The sequence below is a fragment of the Ramlibacter henchirensis genome (genome assembly GCF_004682015.1).
In the GTDB taxonomy this organism is placed as follows: domain Bacteria; phylum Pseudomonadota; class Gammaproteobacteria; order Burkholderiales; family Burkholderiaceae_C; genus Ramlibacter; species Ramlibacter henchirensis.
Genome location: NZ_SMLM01000002.1, coordinates 168,499 through 183,302 on the forward strand (window position 1 = coordinate 168,499; position 14,804 = coordinate 183,302).

Here is a 14,804-nt window from a genome sequence, read left to right on the forward strand (position 1 = left end):
CGTTCGCTCACTCCAGCGGCAACGACATCGACACCCCCGCCCGCCAGGCAGGATCGACCCCGACGCGCCGCGAAAGGTCCATGCGCATGCGCACCTGCCGCGTGAGGTCCAGCTCGCTGCCGAGCGCCAGAGTGGACTCCGGCGCGACGGCGTCCCACGCCATGCGGCGGGCCAGGCTGGCTTCGGCGCTGGCACGGCGCGTGAGTTGCACGCGCGTGTCCAGCCGCACGCCTTCGCGCGCCTCCGCGCCGCCGGTGGGCGAGCGGAATTCGCGGTCGGCCGCCGCATAGGACAGGCGCCAGCGCAGCCGCTCGCCGGGGCTGACGAGGCCGATGCCCCAGCGCTGGCCGCTGCCTTCGGGCGCGGTCGATTGCGCGGTCAACGCCTGCAGCGCGGTGCCGCCGCCAAGCTGCTGCAGGAGTTCGAATCCCTGCGCGCTTTGCGTCGACGTCCACTCGGCGCGCGCTTCCGCCGTGAGGCCCTCGAACAGCCCTGCACGGTAGGCGGCGGCGCCGAACCCCTGTCCATAGCGCCGGTCGGTCGTGTCCCAGCCTTCGCGCAAGCGCCCGATCTGCACTTCGTAGTCGGTGGCGCCCGCTCGCAAGGGCTGCGGGTCGCCAGGAGTCGGTGCGGAGGGGCCGCCGCCCGTAGGCATGAGACGCCGCGCTTCGGCGCGCCAGCGCTCTTCCCAGCCGACGCTCGGGTGCAGGCCCAGGAACGCGGGCGCGGCGACGGGCACCGGGTCCGCACGCAGCGGCTCACGCAAGGTCACGGCGCGGCCGAAACGCAGGCCGGTGATGCGCGCGGGCGGACTCCAGCCGGCGCCGCCGGTGTAGCCGTCGCCCACGACCATGCGGCCCAGCGGGCCGGGCGCAGGCATGTCCCAACTCGCATCGACGCCGCCGACGGGTTGGTCCAGCGTCCCTGGGGCGATGCGCACCTGCGTGCGCAGGCGGGTCGGTCCGGCTTCGACTTCGCCTTGCAGCAACAGCCGGCCCTGCTGTCCTTCGCGCGGCGGCACCAGCTCGTAGCGCAGTTGCACGTCGGGCGTCTCGAGCGAGCCGCTCGCCGATTCGGGCGGGGGCGGCGTTTCGGCCTGTGCCATGCCCGAAAGCACCGCGGCCAGGGCGGCGCACAGCGGACGGCAAGGGGACCAGATCGATCGCGGCATGGCAGTCCGTCCCATGCTAGGCCTGCCGTTGCGGCCTGCTCGTCTGTGACAAAGCCTTGCGGCCTGCTCCGCGGCAACCGTGGCATAGAGCACGGCGAGGTCCCGCGGCCTGTTGCGGGCGCGCAATAAGGAAGGACAGGTAAGGCGAAAGTGCTCGGCTTACCGCGCGAGACGATCCTCCAGCAGCGCCATCAACTCCTCGGGCGCGACCGGCTTGGTCAGGTGCGCGTCGAACCCCGCCGCCTTCGCGGCCTGCTGGTCGCTTTGCTGGCCCCACCCCGTGACGGCCACCAGCAAGGGCTGGCGATCCTGGTCCGCCTGCGCGCGGATCCTCCTGCAGGCTTCGTAGCCGTCGATGTCGGGCAGGCCGATGTCGAGCAACGCGACGTCGGGCGCCTGGTCCAGCGCGGCGCGCACGGCCGATTCGCCGTCGTGCGCGAGCGAGACGCGGTAGCCGCTCATGCCGAGCAGTTCGCCCAGCGTTTCGGCGGCATCGCGGTTGTCGTCGACGACCAGAACGCGCGCGCCGTTCTCCTGCGCGCGGCCGGGCGCGGCCTGCGGCTCGATCGAATCGACCGGTGCCTCGATCGCCGCCAGCTCGATGCGAAAGCAGCTGCCCTGCCCCAGGCCATGGCTGTGCGCGCGGATGGTGCCGCCATGCAGTTCCACCAGCCGCTTGACCAGCGCCAGGCCGATGCCCAGGCCGGTGTTGCCGCCGTGGCCGCTGTGCCGCTCCTGCACGAACAGGTCGAAGATGCGCTCCAGGTTTTCCGGCGCGATGCCCACGCCGTTGTCCTGCACTTCGACGATCGCCCGCTCGCCGTGACGGCGCACGTGCACCGAGATGCGGCCGCCGCCGGCAGTGAACTTCACGGCGTTGTTCAACAGGTTCACCACGCACTGCGTCAGGCGCGTGACGTCTCCCCGCACGAAGGGCGCGGGGCTGTCGATGTCGCGCTCGACCGAAAGGCCGGCGCGCGTGGCCGCGGGCGTGATCGAGTCGACGGCGGTCGCCGCCACTTCGCCCAGGTTCACCGGCTCGTGGCGCAGCTGGATGCGGCCCAGCGTGATGCGCGAGACGTCCAGCAGGTCGTCGACCAGGTGCGACATGTGCAGGGTCTGCCGCTCGATCGCGGCGCGGGCGCGCTCGACCACGGGGTCTGCCGGTCCGCGCAGGCGGATCAGTTCGGCCGCATTGCGGATCGGCGCCAGCGGATTGCGCAGCTCGTGCGCCAGCGTGGCGAGGAATTCGTCCTTCTGCCGGTCGGCCTGGCGCAGCATCGACTCCTGGTGCTCGGCGACGCGGCGGCGGGTCTGCTCCTCGGCGCGCCGGTGTTCGGCCAGGACGCCGTCGCGCAGCGCCTGCGCGAGCAGGTCGATCTCGGCGATGCCGGTGTCGCGTCCAGGCGGGGGCGAGCGGCCGGCCAGCACGTCGTCCCCGAGTTCGCGCAGGGGTCGCGCCAGCTTGCGGCTGAGCACGCCGGCCAGCAGCGCGCTGACCACCACCGCCGTCAGCAGCAGCACCACCAGCGCGAGCGACGTCCACCGCGTGGGGAACAGGTCGCCGGCATGCGGCTGCGCGACGCGGACCGTGAAGCCCACCGGCGACACCGCGTAGGCCCCGGTGAGCCGGACGCCGTCGCGCGCCGTCGTGCGGTAGAAGCCGCTGGTGGCGCCGGGCTCCATCTTGATGGGCGAGGACAGGTCGGCGGTCCGCGCCGCCGCAGCCTCGTTGGCCGCGACCACCGCGCCGCGGCGGTCGACCAGCACCGCGCGGATGTCCGGCGCGCGCACGGCAGCCTGCAGGCGCTCCTGCAGCAACGCCGGCGGGAACGAGAAGATCAACGAATAGTGCGACACGCCGCTGCGGCGCACGGGGATGGACACCGACAGCGCGGGCCGCTGGATCTGCACGCCGTAGTAGAGATCGCTGTACACCGCGCGGCCGGTTTCGAACGCCTGCCGCGAGAGGTTGCCCGAACTCAGCGGCAGCGGCCGCCCTTCCCACAGCGCCTCCTTGCTCTGCGCGCCCAGCGTCCACAGGTTGGGCAGCGGCTGGCCACGCTCGACGGCGGTGTTGAACAGCACCTGGCCGTCGGGCCCGACCAGCACGATCAGGCTGCCGGGGATGTTGGTCGTGACTTCGGACGCGAATTCGCGCATGTGCTGCCAGTCGCCCTCATCGAGCAGCGGCGAGGCGGCCAGCACTTCGAGCTGCGCGCGGGCGCGGTCGAACTCCGCGTCGGTCGCCTGCGCCAGCGTCTGGGCCAGGGCCGAGAGGCGCGTCTGCGCGAGGCGGTTCTCCTGCACGGTCTGCAGGATCAGCAGCACCAGCGTGCCCACCAGCAGGGGCGCGAGCACGGCGGCGAGCAGCCGCCAGAGGGTCTGGTTGAGGGTACGGGGGCGGGAAGGGGGCATGGCGGCGCGTGCGCCGCGCGCAAGGCGCGCGGCGACCCGGCCAATCTACCGAAGCTGCGCGGCGCCGTCGTAGGACGGCGCCGCCGTCGCGTTGGGACGACGGGCTCAGACGCCCTGCTGCCCGCCGCCGACCATCCAGGGCGTGCCGAAGCGGTCGGTGAGCATGCCGAAGGCTTCGGCCCAGAAGGTCTTGCCCATGGGCATCGTCACCGTGCCGCCGTTGGCGAGCGTGTCGAACACCCGGCGCGCTTCGGCGGCTGTCGGGTAGTTGAGGGCCAGCGCGAAACCCGACATCGGCTTGTGCATGCCTTCGGGCGAGTCCGACGCCATCAGCATGCGGCCATCGGGCAGCACCACGCAGGCGTGCATCACCCGGTTGGGGTCGCCCGGCGGGCAGGATCCCGGCTCGGGCGACTGCGCGTAGCTCATCATCATTTCCATCTTCCCGCCGAGCGTGCGTTCATAGAAGCGCATCGCTTCGGCGCAGTCGCCGTCGAAGAAGAGATAGCTGTCGAGGGTGGGCATGGCGTTCTCCTGTGCGTTGGGATGGAAGAGCAGCCGGGCTCGCGCCTCGGCTCCTCTGCGCATGAACGACGAACGAGGACCCCGGAAATCGACATGCGGCCCGGTGGCGGCCGCTTGCGGCTTCGGGGGGCCGGCCGGATGATCCGCGCCCCACTTCCTTCAAGGAGTCTCCCCATGAACCAGGACACCCGTGAACTCGTCGTGCTGATGACACGAGGCACCGACCACGAACTGTCGTCGGTCGCTTTCACGATCGCGTGCGGCGGCATCACCGCCGGGCTGAAGGTGACGGCGTTCCTGACGAGCTCGGCCGTGGACCTGGTGCGCAAGAAGGCGGTGGACACGACGCACGTGCAGCCGATGGATCCTCTGCGGCAGCTGGTGCAGGACTTCGTCTCGCGCGGCGGCACGCTGGTCGCCTGCCCGCCGTGCGTGAAGGCGCGCGGCTACGTGCAGGAGGACTTCATCGAGGGCGTGCAGATCGCCGGCGCCAGCGTGATCCACGAGAAGTTCAAGGCCGGCGCGGCGAGCCTGAGCTTCTGAGTCCGGCGCGGATCAGCAGCGCATCTCCCGGTACTTCACGCGCTGGATCGCGACGTCGCCGAGCTCCTCCTGGGTCGGAGCGGGCTTGGACTTCAGCCGCGCCTCTTCGCGGCGGATGGAGCTTTCCAGCTCGGCGCATTTCCGGCGCGCCTCGGGCGGCAGCTGCGCGCGGTTCATCGCCTTCGCCCGGTCCTGCGGCACGGGCGCTTCGTACGTCTTGGACACGCGGCGCGAGCCCATCGGCGCCGCCGCGCAGGGCGCGTGCGAGTAGGTGTGGTCGTTGCACTTGTAGACCGGCTGCTGCCAGCCTTCCTGGGCCAGCACGGACCCGGCGGGGAGCAGGAACGCAGCGGACAAGAGGGTGAGGCGAAGGTTCGGCATGGCAACTCCCGGAAAACGGCTGAGCTTGATCCTGCCAACAGCGCCAGCTCCAAAGGTCCGGCAAGTGCAACGCATCGTGGAAGGCGAAAGAAATTGGTGAGGAATGTAACGAGGCTCTGCCGTACGTCGCACCGAGGCAACTCTTCAGGTGGTTCCCCGCGTCGTGCCGCGGAGCGCATCGGGTCTTACCCGCAGACCTGCACTATCTTGCTTCAGGAGATTCCTCGATCACCGAACCGTTGCCAGCGGCCGCCGCCTGCGCGAGACTGTGCCGCATGGCTCACCTCAACGAAACGCTGCTGGTCGTCGACGGCCACGCGGATTGCCGCGAGACGCTGGCCATGGCGCTGGAGTTCTGCGGCTACACCGTGTGCACCGCCGCCACGAGCCATGAAGCGCTGGTCTGGCTGCGCGACCGCACGCCGCGCGCCATCCTGGTCGACACCCACCTGCTCGGCGGTTGCGGGCTGGACGTGGCCCGCGTGCTGCGAGCCAATCCCCGGTTCGACCGCACGCGCATCGTGCTCACCGGCACCTGGTTCACGCCGCAGGACCGCGCCTGCGCTGCCGCGGTGCCGGTGGATGAGGTCTGGATCAAGCCGATCGACTTCGGCGAACTGGTGCGCCAGCTTTCCCTGGCCCTGGCGTGCACCGCCGACGACTCCCGCCGCTGATCCCCGCATGGCCAGGAAGTCTCGCGGCCGGCACTTCTCCGACACCCTGCTGGGCACGGCCGTCACGCTGTTCGGCCTGGGCATCCTGCTGCTTCTGATCCGCTCGATGCTGGGCGACTCTTCCAGCGAGATGCTGCAGGCCGTCATCAAGGGCGTGTCGGCGCCCGCCCCGGTGGTGCTGCTGGCCGGCCTGGTGCTCGGGGCCGTGGGTTTCGCGCTCAAGCCGCGTGCGAGCCTCGCGCGCCGGGCCGCGGAGCCCACGTTCTTCCCGGCCGATTCGACCGACTTCATCGGCACCATGACGCCGCCGGCCGAGTTCGAGGAGGCGCCGCCGCACCGGGGCGAGCGGCAGCCGCCGCGGGCCTGGGGCGCGCAGGTGTTCCAGGACATCGAGTGGCGGCGCTTCGAATCGCTGTGCTCCAGGCTCTTCACGCAGGCCGGGTTCGACGTCCGACCGCAGTCGCATGGTCCCGAGGGCGGCGTCGACATCTGGCTGCATTCGCGCAGCGCGCAAGGGCCGATCGGTGTGGTGCAGTGCAAGCACTGGCGCGTGCGGCCGGTGGGCGTGCAGCAGTTGCGCGAGTTCGTGTCGCTGATGGCCTCGCACAACCTGGCGCGCGGCACCTACATCACCACGTCGACCTTCACCGCCGATGCCCTGCGGTTCGCCCGCGAGCGCGGCATCGACACGCTGGATGGCGAGGGGCTGCTGCAGCTGATCGCGCAGCGCTCGTCCGAGCAGCAGCAATCCCTGCTGGCGCACGCCTACGAAGGCGAGTACTGGCGGCCCACCTGCGGCAGCTGCGGGTTGAAGATGGTCGAGGTCAGCCCGCGCACGGGCGGCGCGGGCTTCTGGGGCTGCGCCGACCTGCCGCGCTGCCGCTTCACGCTGCCGGTGGTGCCGCAGGCCTGACGGCGGCGCTCATCGCGGCTGCCCGCGCCGCGCTTATGCGGGAACGGAAGCCGCCGCCGCGGGCACCGGCATCGTGAACCGGAACGTGGCGCCCCGGCCCGGCTCGCCCTCGCCGCGCACCGCCCCGCCCTGGCGCTGGATCGCGCGCGCCACCGTCGCCAGGCCGATGCCCGTGCCGGGGAACTCGTCCTGCCGGTGCAGGCGCTGGAAGGTGCCGAACAGCTTGTCGGCGTGCTCCATCTCGAAGCCGGCGCCGTTGTCCCGCACGTAGAACTCGCCGCGCGCCACCGAGCCGCCGACGACGATCTCCGGTCGCTCCCGGCAGGCGGTGAACTTCCAGGCGTTGCCCAGCAGGTTCTCCATCACCGAGCGCATCAGGCGCACGTCGCCCAGCACCACCAGTCCGGGCTCGACCCTCCAGCGAAGCTGGCGCCCGGGCGATCCGGCTTGCAGGCCCTCGAGGATCTCGGTGGCGATGGCGCTCAGGTCGACCCGGCCGCGCACGACCTCCGCCTGCGACACCTCCGCCAGCGACAGCAGGCCCTGCACCAGTTGCACCATCTCTTCGGCGTTCGCCTGGATGCGCTGCAGGAAGTGCTCGGCCTTCGAGCCCGAGGGCAGCGGCCCGAGCTCGCGCTCCAGCAACTGGGCGAACGAGCCGATGCGCTGCAGCGGCGACTGCAGGTCGTGCGAGACCGAGTAGGAGAAGGAGCGCAGTTGCTCGTTGGCCAGCCGCAGCGCGGCCTCGTTGGCCATCAGGTCGGTGATGTCGGCGTCGATGCCCACCCAGAACGCGATACGCCCGTCCTCGCCGCGCACCGGCGTCGCGCGGTACGACGTCGTGTGGAACGTGCCATCGCGCGCGCGGATGCGCCGCGTGCCCTGGAACACGCTGCCGTCGTCGCGGCAGCGGGCCCAGTTGGCGCTGACCACCGGCAGGTCGTCCGGGTGCAGCACTTCCCGCCATTCCCAGCCTGTCCATCGCGGGGGCTCGCCGCCCACCAGCTCGTACCAGGCCGGACTGAAGAACATGGCGCGGCCGCGCGGGTCGACGGTCCAGATCGGCAGCGGAGCCTGTTCGGCCAATGTGCGGAACAGCGCCTCCTGCCGCTGCAGCTCGCGCGTGCGCTGCGTGATGCGCTCCTCCAGCGTGGCGTTGAGCTCGCGGATCTCCGCCAGCATGCGCACGCGCTGGGTGACGTCCTGCTGCGCGCCCTGCAGCCGCACGACGCGGCCGGTGGCATCACGCACCGGCTGGCCGATGGAGCGGATCCAGGCTTCACGGCCGGTCGCCGTGCGGACGCGGCCTTCCATGTCGAAGGGCTCGCCCTCCTCCATGCAACGCTGGAACGCACGTTGCGCATTGGCGCGGCCGGCGGGGTGGATGAAGCCATTGACCTCGCTGAGCGTCAGCGAGGCGCCGGGCGGCAGGTCGAGCATCGCGGCTGCGATGTCCGAGAGGAAGATCCGGCCGCTGCCCGGGTCCAGCTCCCAGCTGCCCAGGCGCGCGAGCTGCCCGGCCAGCCGCATCATGTCGGCCTGGCCCTGCAGCTGCTCCTGCGCCATCTTGAGTTCGTGGATGTCGGTGGAGGTGCCGTACCAGGACACGATCTCGCCGGCCGAGTTGCGGTTGGGGCGCGCGCGAACCAGCTGCCAGTGGTCGGTGCCGTCGCCGTAACGCAGCCGCACTTCCGCCTGCACGGGCTCGCCGGACGCGAGGCCGAATGCCATCTCCGCTTCGGCGCGAACAGCGTCTTCCGGGTGGACGAGCTGAGGCCAGCGCACGCCGCACGCTTCCTCCGTTTCGCGCCCCGTCACGTCGGACCAGCACTGGTTGACGAACTCCACCACGCCGTCGGAGTTGGTGATGAACACGATCTGCGGCATGGCCTGCGCCAGCTCGCCGAAGCGCTGTTCCAGGTGATGGCGGCGCGCGGCTTGCCGCTGCAGCTGCAGCGCCAGCGCCGTGGCCGCGAGCACCGACAGCAGCCAGATGCCGCCCGTGAGCACGGCGAAACGCCGCCAGGGCGCCAGCAGGTTGGCGTAGGAGGATCCCACCATCACGACCAGCTGCGGATACGCCGGCGCCGTCCGGTAGGCCACCAGGCGATCAGTGTCGTCGATGGGGCTGGGGCGATGGAACAGCCCTTCGGGCGCGGCCGGCAGCCACTCGGTGAACAGCGGCGCGTGCGAGAAGTCGCGGCCGAGCATGGATTCGTCCGGCGGACTGCGCATCAGCAGCTGGCCATTTCGGTGCAGCAGGCTCACGACGCCGCCGCTGCCGACGTCCAGCCCGCTCCACACCGACTGGAAGTAGGTCGGCTCGATGGCCGCGACGATGACGCCCTGGAAGCGGCCCGCTTCGTCGCGCAGCGCGCGCGAAACCGTCATCTGCAGGCGGCCGGTGGCGCGGCTGCGAATCGTCGCACTGACGTAGGCGGTGGGCAGCCCGCTGGCCGCCCTGGGAGCGAGAAAGTATTCGCGATCGCGTCCGGTGGGCTTGCCCGATGCGCCTTCGCTGTGGTGGATCACGCTGCCTTCGGCATCGGTCACCCAGAGCGCGCGCACATACGGCAGGTCCTTGAGTTCGGTGCGCAGCAGGGTGTCGCCGCCACTGCCCTCGAGCCGGCCTTCCTCGGCGGCATCGTGCAACCGGTGTTCGGCGGATTGCAGGCGCTGGTCGACCGCCTGGATGCTGCGGACGGTCTGCTCGGTGATGACGCGCGCCAACGCCGTCGTGATCTGCTCGCCCCAGCGCACCGCCTCGCCGCGCAGCAGCCACAGCGCGGTGGCGAGCAGCACCCCGGAAACCGCTGCAAACAGCGCCAGCCATCCAAGCACGCGGCGCCGTGGCGGAGCCGCGCCGGGCACCGACAGCGACAGCACCGTGGGCCCGAAATCCGAGTTCGTGGGCGGCGTATTCCTCATCCCTGACTTGTCATTGTTGGGCCGGGATCATGCTTGAGCGCGGAAGGCCCTGCAATGCAGGCGATGGCGTTGGGGCAACGTCTGCTAAGGTCTTCGTGACATGAGCGCGCCCTCGACCTCCTCCGCGTTGCAGTTCAGCCACCACCCCGAACTCTGGACGCGCTTTCCCGAACTCGTGCCCGGCGTGCTTCACGCAAGCGGCCTGCATGCTCGCGTGGCGATCGACGAGCAGCTGGCGCGCTTCAACGCGCAGGCGCGCGACCGGCTGAAAGAGGCGGGGTCGGAGTCGGAGCTGCCCGAGATCCAGGCCTGGCGCCGCGCTTTCTCGAAGCTCGGACTCAAACCGACCCAGTATCGGTGCGCCTCGGAGTCGCTGCTGCGGCGCTTTCGCAAGGAGGGCGAGCTGCCGCGGATCCATCCGCTGATCGACTTGGGCAACGCCGTGTCGATCGCCTTCGCCGTGCCGGTGGCGGTGCTGGACGTGGAGCGGGTGGACTGGCCGCTGCAGGTGCGCCTCGCACAGGGGAGCGAGCGCTACGAGGCGTTCTCGGGCGAGACCGAGCATCCCGATGCCGGCGAGGTGAGCTTCGTCGACGCCGCCGGGCGCGCGCATGCGCGGCGCTGGACACATCGCCAGAGCGGCTGGTCCGCGGTGCGCGACGAAACGCGCGAGGTGCTGATCGTGTCCGAGGCCCTGCATGCGACCGCGGCCCAGGACATGCCGGTGCTCGTGCAGGCCTTGAAGGAATCGTTGCGCGAGGTCTGGGGCTTCGAGGCGCAGTCCGCCGTGCTCACCGCGGCGCAGCCGATGTTCACTTTCTCAGTACACGGACGCTGATCGCGCGGTTCGCCGTCGAAGGAAAACGACAGCGCTTTTGCCGTATCGCGCACCGAGACGCATACTCGCGGGCCACAACGAAAAACGCGCGCCGCAGCGGCGCCTTGCACGGAGGACTCTCGATGGGACTGATGGACCGCCTGTTCGGCAGGACGCCGGCTGCGTCGTCCGCGCAGCGCGCCGGGCCGTCCAGCGCGCAGCCGAGCGTCGGCCCCTCCACGCGCGGGGCCAACTCGCCGCAGGCGATTCGCAAGGAGCTGGTGCGGGTCTCGGTTCGCGACACGCTGCTGCACAACGGCATCCCCGCCACGTGGCTGCGCGCGGAGCCGCTCACCACCTCGGCGCCCGGGCGCGACGTCGGCGTGCACGTGCGGCTGGTGGTGCAGCACTGGGACGAGCGGCTGATGCAGCACGCGGTCGCCCTGCAGGAACACGTGCAGAAGCGGATCGTCTCGCTGGACCCGCTGGCGGAGAGGTGGTTGATGGGGCTGTCCTGGCAGTTCGACCTGGAAGACGTCTCCAGCTGCCCTCCCCTGCCCCACCCGGGCAGCTGGACCGCTTCGCCCGCCGCCGTGAAGAAGGCCGAGCCTGCTGCGAAGGCGCAGCCGCAGCCCGGCGCCGACGTGATCACCGGGCCCACGCGCATCCAGCACGCGGGCGAGGACAAGCGCAAGGCGCTCGAGCGCATCCTGAGCGAGCGCGACGCCGACTTCAAACGCCAGGAGTCCGACGGCTCGGAGTTCGGCAAGACGCAGCCCATGGGCTTCGAGAAGACGGCCCCTGCCACGCTGCAGAAGACCGAGCCGGGCCAACCCGCGCGGCGGCCGACCTCCGGCGGCTGAAGGCCGCGGCCTGCACCCGGCGACGCGTCAGCCGGCCGCTTGCGGCCAGCGCTTACCATCGGCGGCGATGAGCCCTCCCGCCGATGCCATCGCCGCACCGGCGGCGCCGCTCTGGTCCCGCTTCCTCGCCTTCCTCGCGCCGCTGGTCCTCACCAACGTGCTGCAGGCGCTCTCGGGCACCCTGAACAACATCTATCTCGGCCGCATGCTCGGCACGAACGCGCTGGCCGCGGCCGTGGCGTTCTTTCCGCTGCTGATGTTTCTCGTCGCGCTGGTGATCGGGCTGGGGACGGGCAGCTCCATCCTGGCGGGCCAGGCCTGGGGCGCCAACAAGCACGACCTCGTCCGGCGCGTCGCGGGCACGTCGCTCGCGGCCGCGATCGTGCTCGGGGTGGCGATCATGGTGCTCGGCTTCCTGGGCATCGGCCCGATGCTCGTCGCGCTTCGCACGCCGGCCGCCGTGCTGCCGCAAGCGGTTGCGTACGCTCACGTGATGCTGCTCGCGCTGCCGGCGATCTTCGTCTCGATCGTCGCGCAGTCGCTGTTGCGCGGCGTGGGCGACTCGGTCACGCCGCTTCGCATGCTGGTGATCACGACGCTGTTCGCGATGGTGCTGACGCCGCTGCTGATCCGCGGCGGTTTCGGCGTGGCCAGCGCGGCGTGGGCCGTGCTGGCCGGCAACGTGGCGGGCCTCGCCTGGCTGGTGTGGCACCTCTCGCGACGCCACCACGTGCTGGCCTGGTCGACGCTGGCGCCGAACCTTCGCTTCGAAGGGCTGCTGCTGCGGCAGGTGGTGCGCCTGGGCATCCCCACCGGGCTGTTCTTCACCGTGGGCTCGCTCGCGGACATCGCGCTGCTGTCGCTGGTGAACGCGCACGGCGTGCGCGCGACCGCGGCCTGGGGTGCGGTGAACCAGGTGATGGCCTACGTGCAGTTCCCGGCGATCTCGATCGCCATCGCTTCGTCGGTGTTCGCGGCGCAGGCGATCGGTGGCGGCCGGCTCGCGCAGCTCGCCCAGGTCACGCGCCTCGGACTGGCCATGAACGTGGTGCTCACGGGCGGACTCGCCCTCATCGTGGCCCTGCTGGCGCGCAAGGCGGCCGGCCTGTTCGTCACCGATGCCGCCGTCGTGAACCTGGCGGCTTCGGTGCTGCACATCATGGTCGTGAGCAGCGTGCTGTTCGGCATGGCCAGCGTGCTCAGCGGGATCATGCGCGCCGCCGGCACCGTGCGCATGCCGACGCTGATCTCGCTCGGCTGCCTCGCGCTGCTGGTGTTCCCGCTCGGGTGGCTGTTCGACAGCACGCTGGGCCTGCGCTGGATCTGGCTGGCGTATCCCGCCACGTACGGCACCGGGCTGCTGCTGCAGGCGGCTTACTTCCACTTCGTGTGGAAGCGCAGGCCGATCCGCAGCCTGGTGTGATCGACCGGGATCAGAACAGGCTGCCGCTCTGCGGAGGCGGCGGGCGCGAAGTGCGCACGCTGGATGCCTTCGGCGCGCGCGGCGGCAGCGGCGACGCTTCGGCCACCAGCGGCTTGTCCCACATGCGCAGGTAGTTGCGCGCCTCCTGCACGCGGCAGGTGAGCCAGTTGCCGTAGTCCTCCGGGTCGAGGATCACCACCATGCGCTTCTCGTCCCCGGGCCGGTGGAAGCGCCGCATCAGCGGATGCTCGTCGGCGTTGACGGTGAGCATGGCGAAGCTGAACACGTCGCGGCCATCGGGATGGCGCCACTTGCGCCAGATGCCGGCCACGCCGAAGGGAACGAAGCCTTCCTGGTAGATCGCCCAGCGCACGCACTCGCCCGTTTCCCAGTTGGGTTCGTAGATCGCCTCGCACGGGATGATGCAGCGCCAGCCGTTCGCCCAGGACTCGCGGAAGCTGGGCAGGCGCGCCACCGTTTCGCTGCGCGCGTTGTACGTGCGGCGGCCGAAGGCGATCTCGGTGGCGAAATCGGGCAGCAGCCCGAAGATGCCGTGGTCCACCACGCGTTCGAAGCCGGAGCCGTCTTTAGCTAGGCGGATGAAGGGCGCGAGGCCCAGCGGCCACGCGTCGTCCTGCGGATCGTCGCGGTCGCTTTCGACGCCGAAGAAGGTCAGCAGCCTCTCGCGCCGGCTCACCGGCACGTAATTCGAGCACATCGGCCGATGGTAGCGGAGCCGCAAGCCGCCGGGTTTGCCCGCTATTGTTTGTGTAGCGGAGGCTGCGTACACTGCCCTCCCGCCGAACGGGCCGCCCGGCGCAGGGGAGAAGAAAAAAGCATGACATCGAAGGACAACGCCGCCATCCACCAGCTGCTCGCGCTGCTGGAAGCGCGCTACGCCATGCGCGTGCTCTGGGCCCTTCGCGACGGCCATCCCCAGACTTTCCGCTTGCTGCAGGACAGCGTCGGCGGCATCACGCCCAACACCCTGAACACGCGCATCAAGGAGATGCGCGAAGCCGGCCTGATCGGCCATGGCCCCGAGGGCTACTGCGTCACGCCCGCGGGCGCCGACCTCCTCAAGCGGCTGTCGGACCTGCCCGCGTTCGCGGCGAAGTGGGTCGCGGGACAGGGCCGCCGCAGACAACAGCAGACCGGGACCTGACGCCCTCACCTCCACCCTGCGGCCCGGCATCCGCCTTCGGGGGACCTCGTCACGGTCCCCATCCCGTGCTGGGTACACTGGCCGATTGCGCGCCACCTGAAGGACACCCCACCATGATCACCACCCCCTCCGGCCTGCAGTACGAAGACACCACGCCGGGCACCGGCGCCGAAGCGAAGCCGGGCCAGCACGTGCACGTGCACTACACCGGCTGGCTGTACGACAACGGGCAGCAGGGCGCCAAGTTCGACTCGAGCCGCGACCGCAACGATCCGTTCGAGTTCTCGCTGGGCGCGGGCATGGTCATCCGCGGCTGGGACGAAGGCGTGGCCGGCATGAAGATCGGCGGCAGGCGCACGCTGATCATTCCGCCGCAACTGGGCTATGGCGCGCGCGGCGCCGGCGGCGTGATCCCGCCAAACGCGACGCTGAAGTTCGACGTCGAGCTGCTCGACGCCCACTGAACCTTCAGGCCGTGCGCCTGCGCGCGGTGACCTCGATCTCGATCTTCATGCGCGAATCGAGCAGCCCCGCCTGGATCATCATCGCGGCCGGCCGGACGTCGCCGAAGTACTTCTTCAGCACCGGCCAGCACGCCTTGAAGTCGCTCGCCACCGGCAGCACGTAGTTGACGCGGACGACGTCAGCCAGGCTCGCGCCGGCCTCCTCCAGCGCGGCCGAGATGTTGCGCAGGCACTGCTCGCACTGGCCGGCCACGTCGTCCACGATCGTCATGCTCGCGTAGTCGAAGCCGGTGGTGCCGGAGACGAACACCCATTCGCCGTCCACCACGGCGCGCGAGTAGCCGATCTCGGCCTCGTAGGTCGATCCTGAGCTGATCAGCCGTCTGGTCATGGCGCCTCCTGGGAATGCCCGCGGACTGTACGACCTCGGCCGCGGCCATCCGGTAACACCGTCGCGCTGCCGAGGTAGCCCCTTAGGACTAGCTCAGCATTTTTTCGGGCCGGATCGCCCTTTTGCCG

The 14,804-nt window shown here is 70.7% G+C and carries 15 protein-coding genes; 8 read left to right on the forward strand and 7 right to left on the reverse strand.

Translation table 11 applies throughout. The annotated features are described in order from the left end of the window. Nucleotides 1-7 precede the first annotated feature (7 nt). The 3 genes from EZ313_RS13505 to EZ313_RS13515 all read right to left on the reverse strand — a co-directional run bounded on the left by EZ313_RS13505 (nt 8) and on the right by EZ313_RS13515 (nt 4,114). Entirely contained in the window at nt 8-1,171 is a 1,164-nt protein-coding gene (locus EZ313_RS13505) for a hypothetical protein (RefSeq protein WP_135263812.1), read from the reverse strand. Nucleotides 1,172-1,330: 159 nt separating this feature from the next. After that, entirely contained in the window at nt 1,331-3,589 is a 2,259-nt protein-coding gene (locus EZ313_RS13510) for a hybrid sensor histidine kinase/response regulator (protein ID WP_135263813.1), read from the reverse strand. A 105-nt stretch (nt 3,590-3,694) separates the two neighbouring features. Next, complete coding sequence (locus EZ313_RS13515) at nt 3,695-4,114, reverse strand: VOC family protein (protein ID WP_135263814.1); 420 nt, start codon at nt 4,112-4,114, stop codon at nt 3,695-3,697. 174 nt (nt 4,115-4,288) lie between these two features. On the opposite strand from EZ313_RS13515, the gene EZ313_RS13520 reads away from it, so the two are divergent. After that, the gene (locus EZ313_RS13520; protein WP_135263815.1) at nt 4,289-4,657 is read left to right on the forward strand and encodes a DsrE family protein; all 369 of its coding nucleotides are present in this window, start codon (nt 4,289-4,291) and stop codon (nt 4,655-4,657) included. A 12-nt stretch (nt 4,658-4,669) separates the two neighbouring features. On the opposite strand, the gene EZ313_RS13525 is transcribed toward EZ313_RS13520, so the two are convergent. Next, nucleotides 4,670-5,038, reverse strand: a complete 369-nt coding sequence (locus tag EZ313_RS13525) for a hypothetical protein (RefSeq protein WP_135263816.1) — start codon at nt 5,036-5,038, stop codon at nt 4,670-4,672. Between the two features lie 275 nt (nt 5,039-5,313). Between EZ313_RS13525 and EZ313_RS13530 the strand changes: the two genes are divergently transcribed. Then, nucleotides 5,314-5,712 (forward strand): response regulator, encoded by a 399-nt coding sequence (locus tag EZ313_RS13530; protein WP_135263817.1) that lies wholly within the window; start codon nt 5,314-5,316, stop codon nt 5,710-5,712. Between the two features lie 7 nt (nt 5,713-5,719). Beyond that, the gene (locus EZ313_RS13535) at nt 5,720-6,625 is read left to right on the forward strand and encodes a restriction endonuclease (protein WP_205960393.1); all 906 of its coding nucleotides are present in this window, start codon (nt 5,720-5,722) and stop codon (nt 6,623-6,625) included. A 33-nt stretch (nt 6,626-6,658) separates the two neighbouring features. Here the strand turns inward: EZ313_RS13535 and EZ313_RS13540 are convergent, their stop codons facing one another. Next, complete coding sequence (locus EZ313_RS13540; RefSeq protein ID WP_135263818.1) at nt 6,659-9,553, reverse strand: PAS domain-containing protein; 2,895 nt, start codon at nt 9,551-9,553, stop codon at nt 6,659-6,661. A gap of 100 nt (nt 9,554-9,653) precedes the next feature. Between EZ313_RS13540 and EZ313_RS13545 the strand changes: the two genes are divergently transcribed. The 3 genes from EZ313_RS13545 (at nt 9,654) to EZ313_RS13555 (ending at nt 12,656) form a co-directional block, all read left to right on the forward strand. Then, nucleotides 9,654-10,391 carry a B3/B4 domain-containing protein gene (locus tag EZ313_RS13545; RefSeq protein WP_135263819.1) on the forward strand — a complete coding sequence of 246 codons (738 nt, stop codon included), beginning with the start codon at nt 9,654-9,656 and terminating at the stop codon, nt 10,389-10,391. 122 nt (nt 10,392-10,513) lie between these two features. Further along, the gene (locus EZ313_RS13550) at nt 10,514-11,233 is read left to right on the forward strand and encodes a hypothetical protein (protein WP_135263820.1); all 720 of its coding nucleotides are present in this window, start codon (nt 10,514-10,516) and stop codon (nt 11,231-11,233) included. Nucleotides 11,234-11,300: 67 nt separating this feature from the next. Then, the gene (locus EZ313_RS13555; protein ID WP_135263821.1) at nt 11,301-12,656 is read left to right on the forward strand and encodes an MATE family efflux transporter; all 1,356 of its coding nucleotides are present in this window, start codon (nt 11,301-11,303) and stop codon (nt 12,654-12,656) included. 10 nt (nt 12,657-12,666) lie between these two features. On the opposite strand, the gene EZ313_RS13560 is transcribed toward EZ313_RS13555, so the two are convergent. Continuing rightward, on the reverse strand, nt 12,667-13,374 hold the full coding sequence (locus EZ313_RS13560; protein WP_135263822.1) for an SOS response-associated peptidase: 708 nt from the start codon (nt 13,372-13,374) through the stop codon (nt 12,667-12,669). 120 nt (nt 13,375-13,494) lie between these two features. Here EZ313_RS13560 and EZ313_RS13565 point away from each other — a divergent pair, with 120 nt between their 5' ends. Next, nucleotides 13,495-13,821: a winged helix-turn-helix transcriptional regulator gene (locus EZ313_RS13565; protein WP_135263823.1), complete on the forward strand. Its 327-nt coding sequence runs from the start codon at nt 13,495-13,497 to the stop codon at nt 13,819-13,821. A gap of 113 nt (nt 13,822-13,934) precedes the next feature. Beyond that, nucleotides 13,935-14,285: an FKBP-type peptidyl-prolyl cis-trans isomerase gene (locus EZ313_RS13570; protein WP_135263824.1), complete on the forward strand. Its 351-nt coding sequence runs from the start codon at nt 13,935-13,937 to the stop codon at nt 14,283-14,285. A gap of 4 nt (nt 14,286-14,289) precedes the next feature. Here the strand turns inward: EZ313_RS13570 and EZ313_RS13575 are convergent, their stop codons facing one another. Beyond that, a complete protein-coding gene (locus EZ313_RS13575) occupies nt 14,290-14,676 on the reverse strand; it encodes a RidA family protein (RefSeq protein WP_135263825.1) in 387 nt (128 codons plus the stop codon). Between the last annotated feature and the right edge of the window lie 128 nt (nt 14,677-14,804).

Coding starts and splice junctions, on each gene's coding strand:
- EZ313_RS13505 (WP_135263812.1), bottom strand. CDS start 1,171: ATGCCGCGATCGATCTGGTCCCCTTGCCGTCCGCTGTGCGCCGCCCTG.
- EZ313_RS13510 (WP_135263813.1), bottom strand. CDS start 3,589: ATGCCCCCTTCCCGCCCCCGTACCCTCAACCAGACCCTCTGGCGGCTG.
- EZ313_RS13515 (WP_135263814.1), bottom strand. CDS start 4,114: ATGCCCACCCTCGACAGCTATCTCTTCTTCGACGGCGACTGCGCCGAA.
- EZ313_RS13520 (WP_135263815.1), top strand. CDS start 4,289: ATGAACCAGGACACCCGTGAACTCGTCGTGCTGATGACACGAGGCACC.
- EZ313_RS13525 (WP_135263816.1), bottom strand. CDS start 5,038: ATGCCGAACCTTCGCCTCACCCTCTTGTCCGCTGCGTTCCTGCTCCCC.
- EZ313_RS13530 (WP_135263817.1), top strand. CDS start 5,314: ATGGCTCACCTCAACGAAACGCTGCTGGTCGTCGACGGCCACGCGGAT.
- EZ313_RS13535 (WP_205960393.1), top strand. CDS start 5,720: ATGGCCAGGAAGTCTCGCGGCCGGCACTTCTCCGACACCCTGCTGGGC.
- EZ313_RS13540 (WP_135263818.1), bottom strand. CDS start 9,553: ATGAGGAATACGCCGCCCACGAACTCGGATTTCGGGCCCACGGTGCTG.
- EZ313_RS13545 (WP_135263819.1), top strand. CDS start 9,654: ATGAGCGCGCCCTCGACCTCCTCCGCGTTGCAGTTCAGCCACCACCCC.
- EZ313_RS13550 (WP_135263820.1), top strand. CDS start 10,514: ATGGGACTGATGGACCGCCTGTTCGGCAGGACGCCGGCTGCGTCGTCC.
- EZ313_RS13555 (WP_135263821.1), top strand. CDS start 11,301: ATGAGCCCTCCCGCCGATGCCATCGCCGCACCGGCGGCGCCGCTCTGG.
- EZ313_RS13560 (WP_135263822.1), bottom strand. CDS start 13,374: ATGTGCTCGAATTACGTGCCGGTGAGCCGGCGCGAGAGGCTGCTGACC.
- EZ313_RS13565 (WP_135263823.1), top strand. CDS start 13,495: ATGACATCGAAGGACAACGCCGCCATCCACCAGCTGCTCGCGCTGCTG.
- EZ313_RS13570 (WP_135263824.1), top strand. CDS start 13,935: ATGATCACCACCCCCTCCGGCCTGCAGTACGAAGACACCACGCCGGGC.
- EZ313_RS13575 (WP_135263825.1), bottom strand. CDS start 14,676: ATGACCAGACGGCTGATCAGCTCAGGATCGACCTACGAGGCCGAGATC.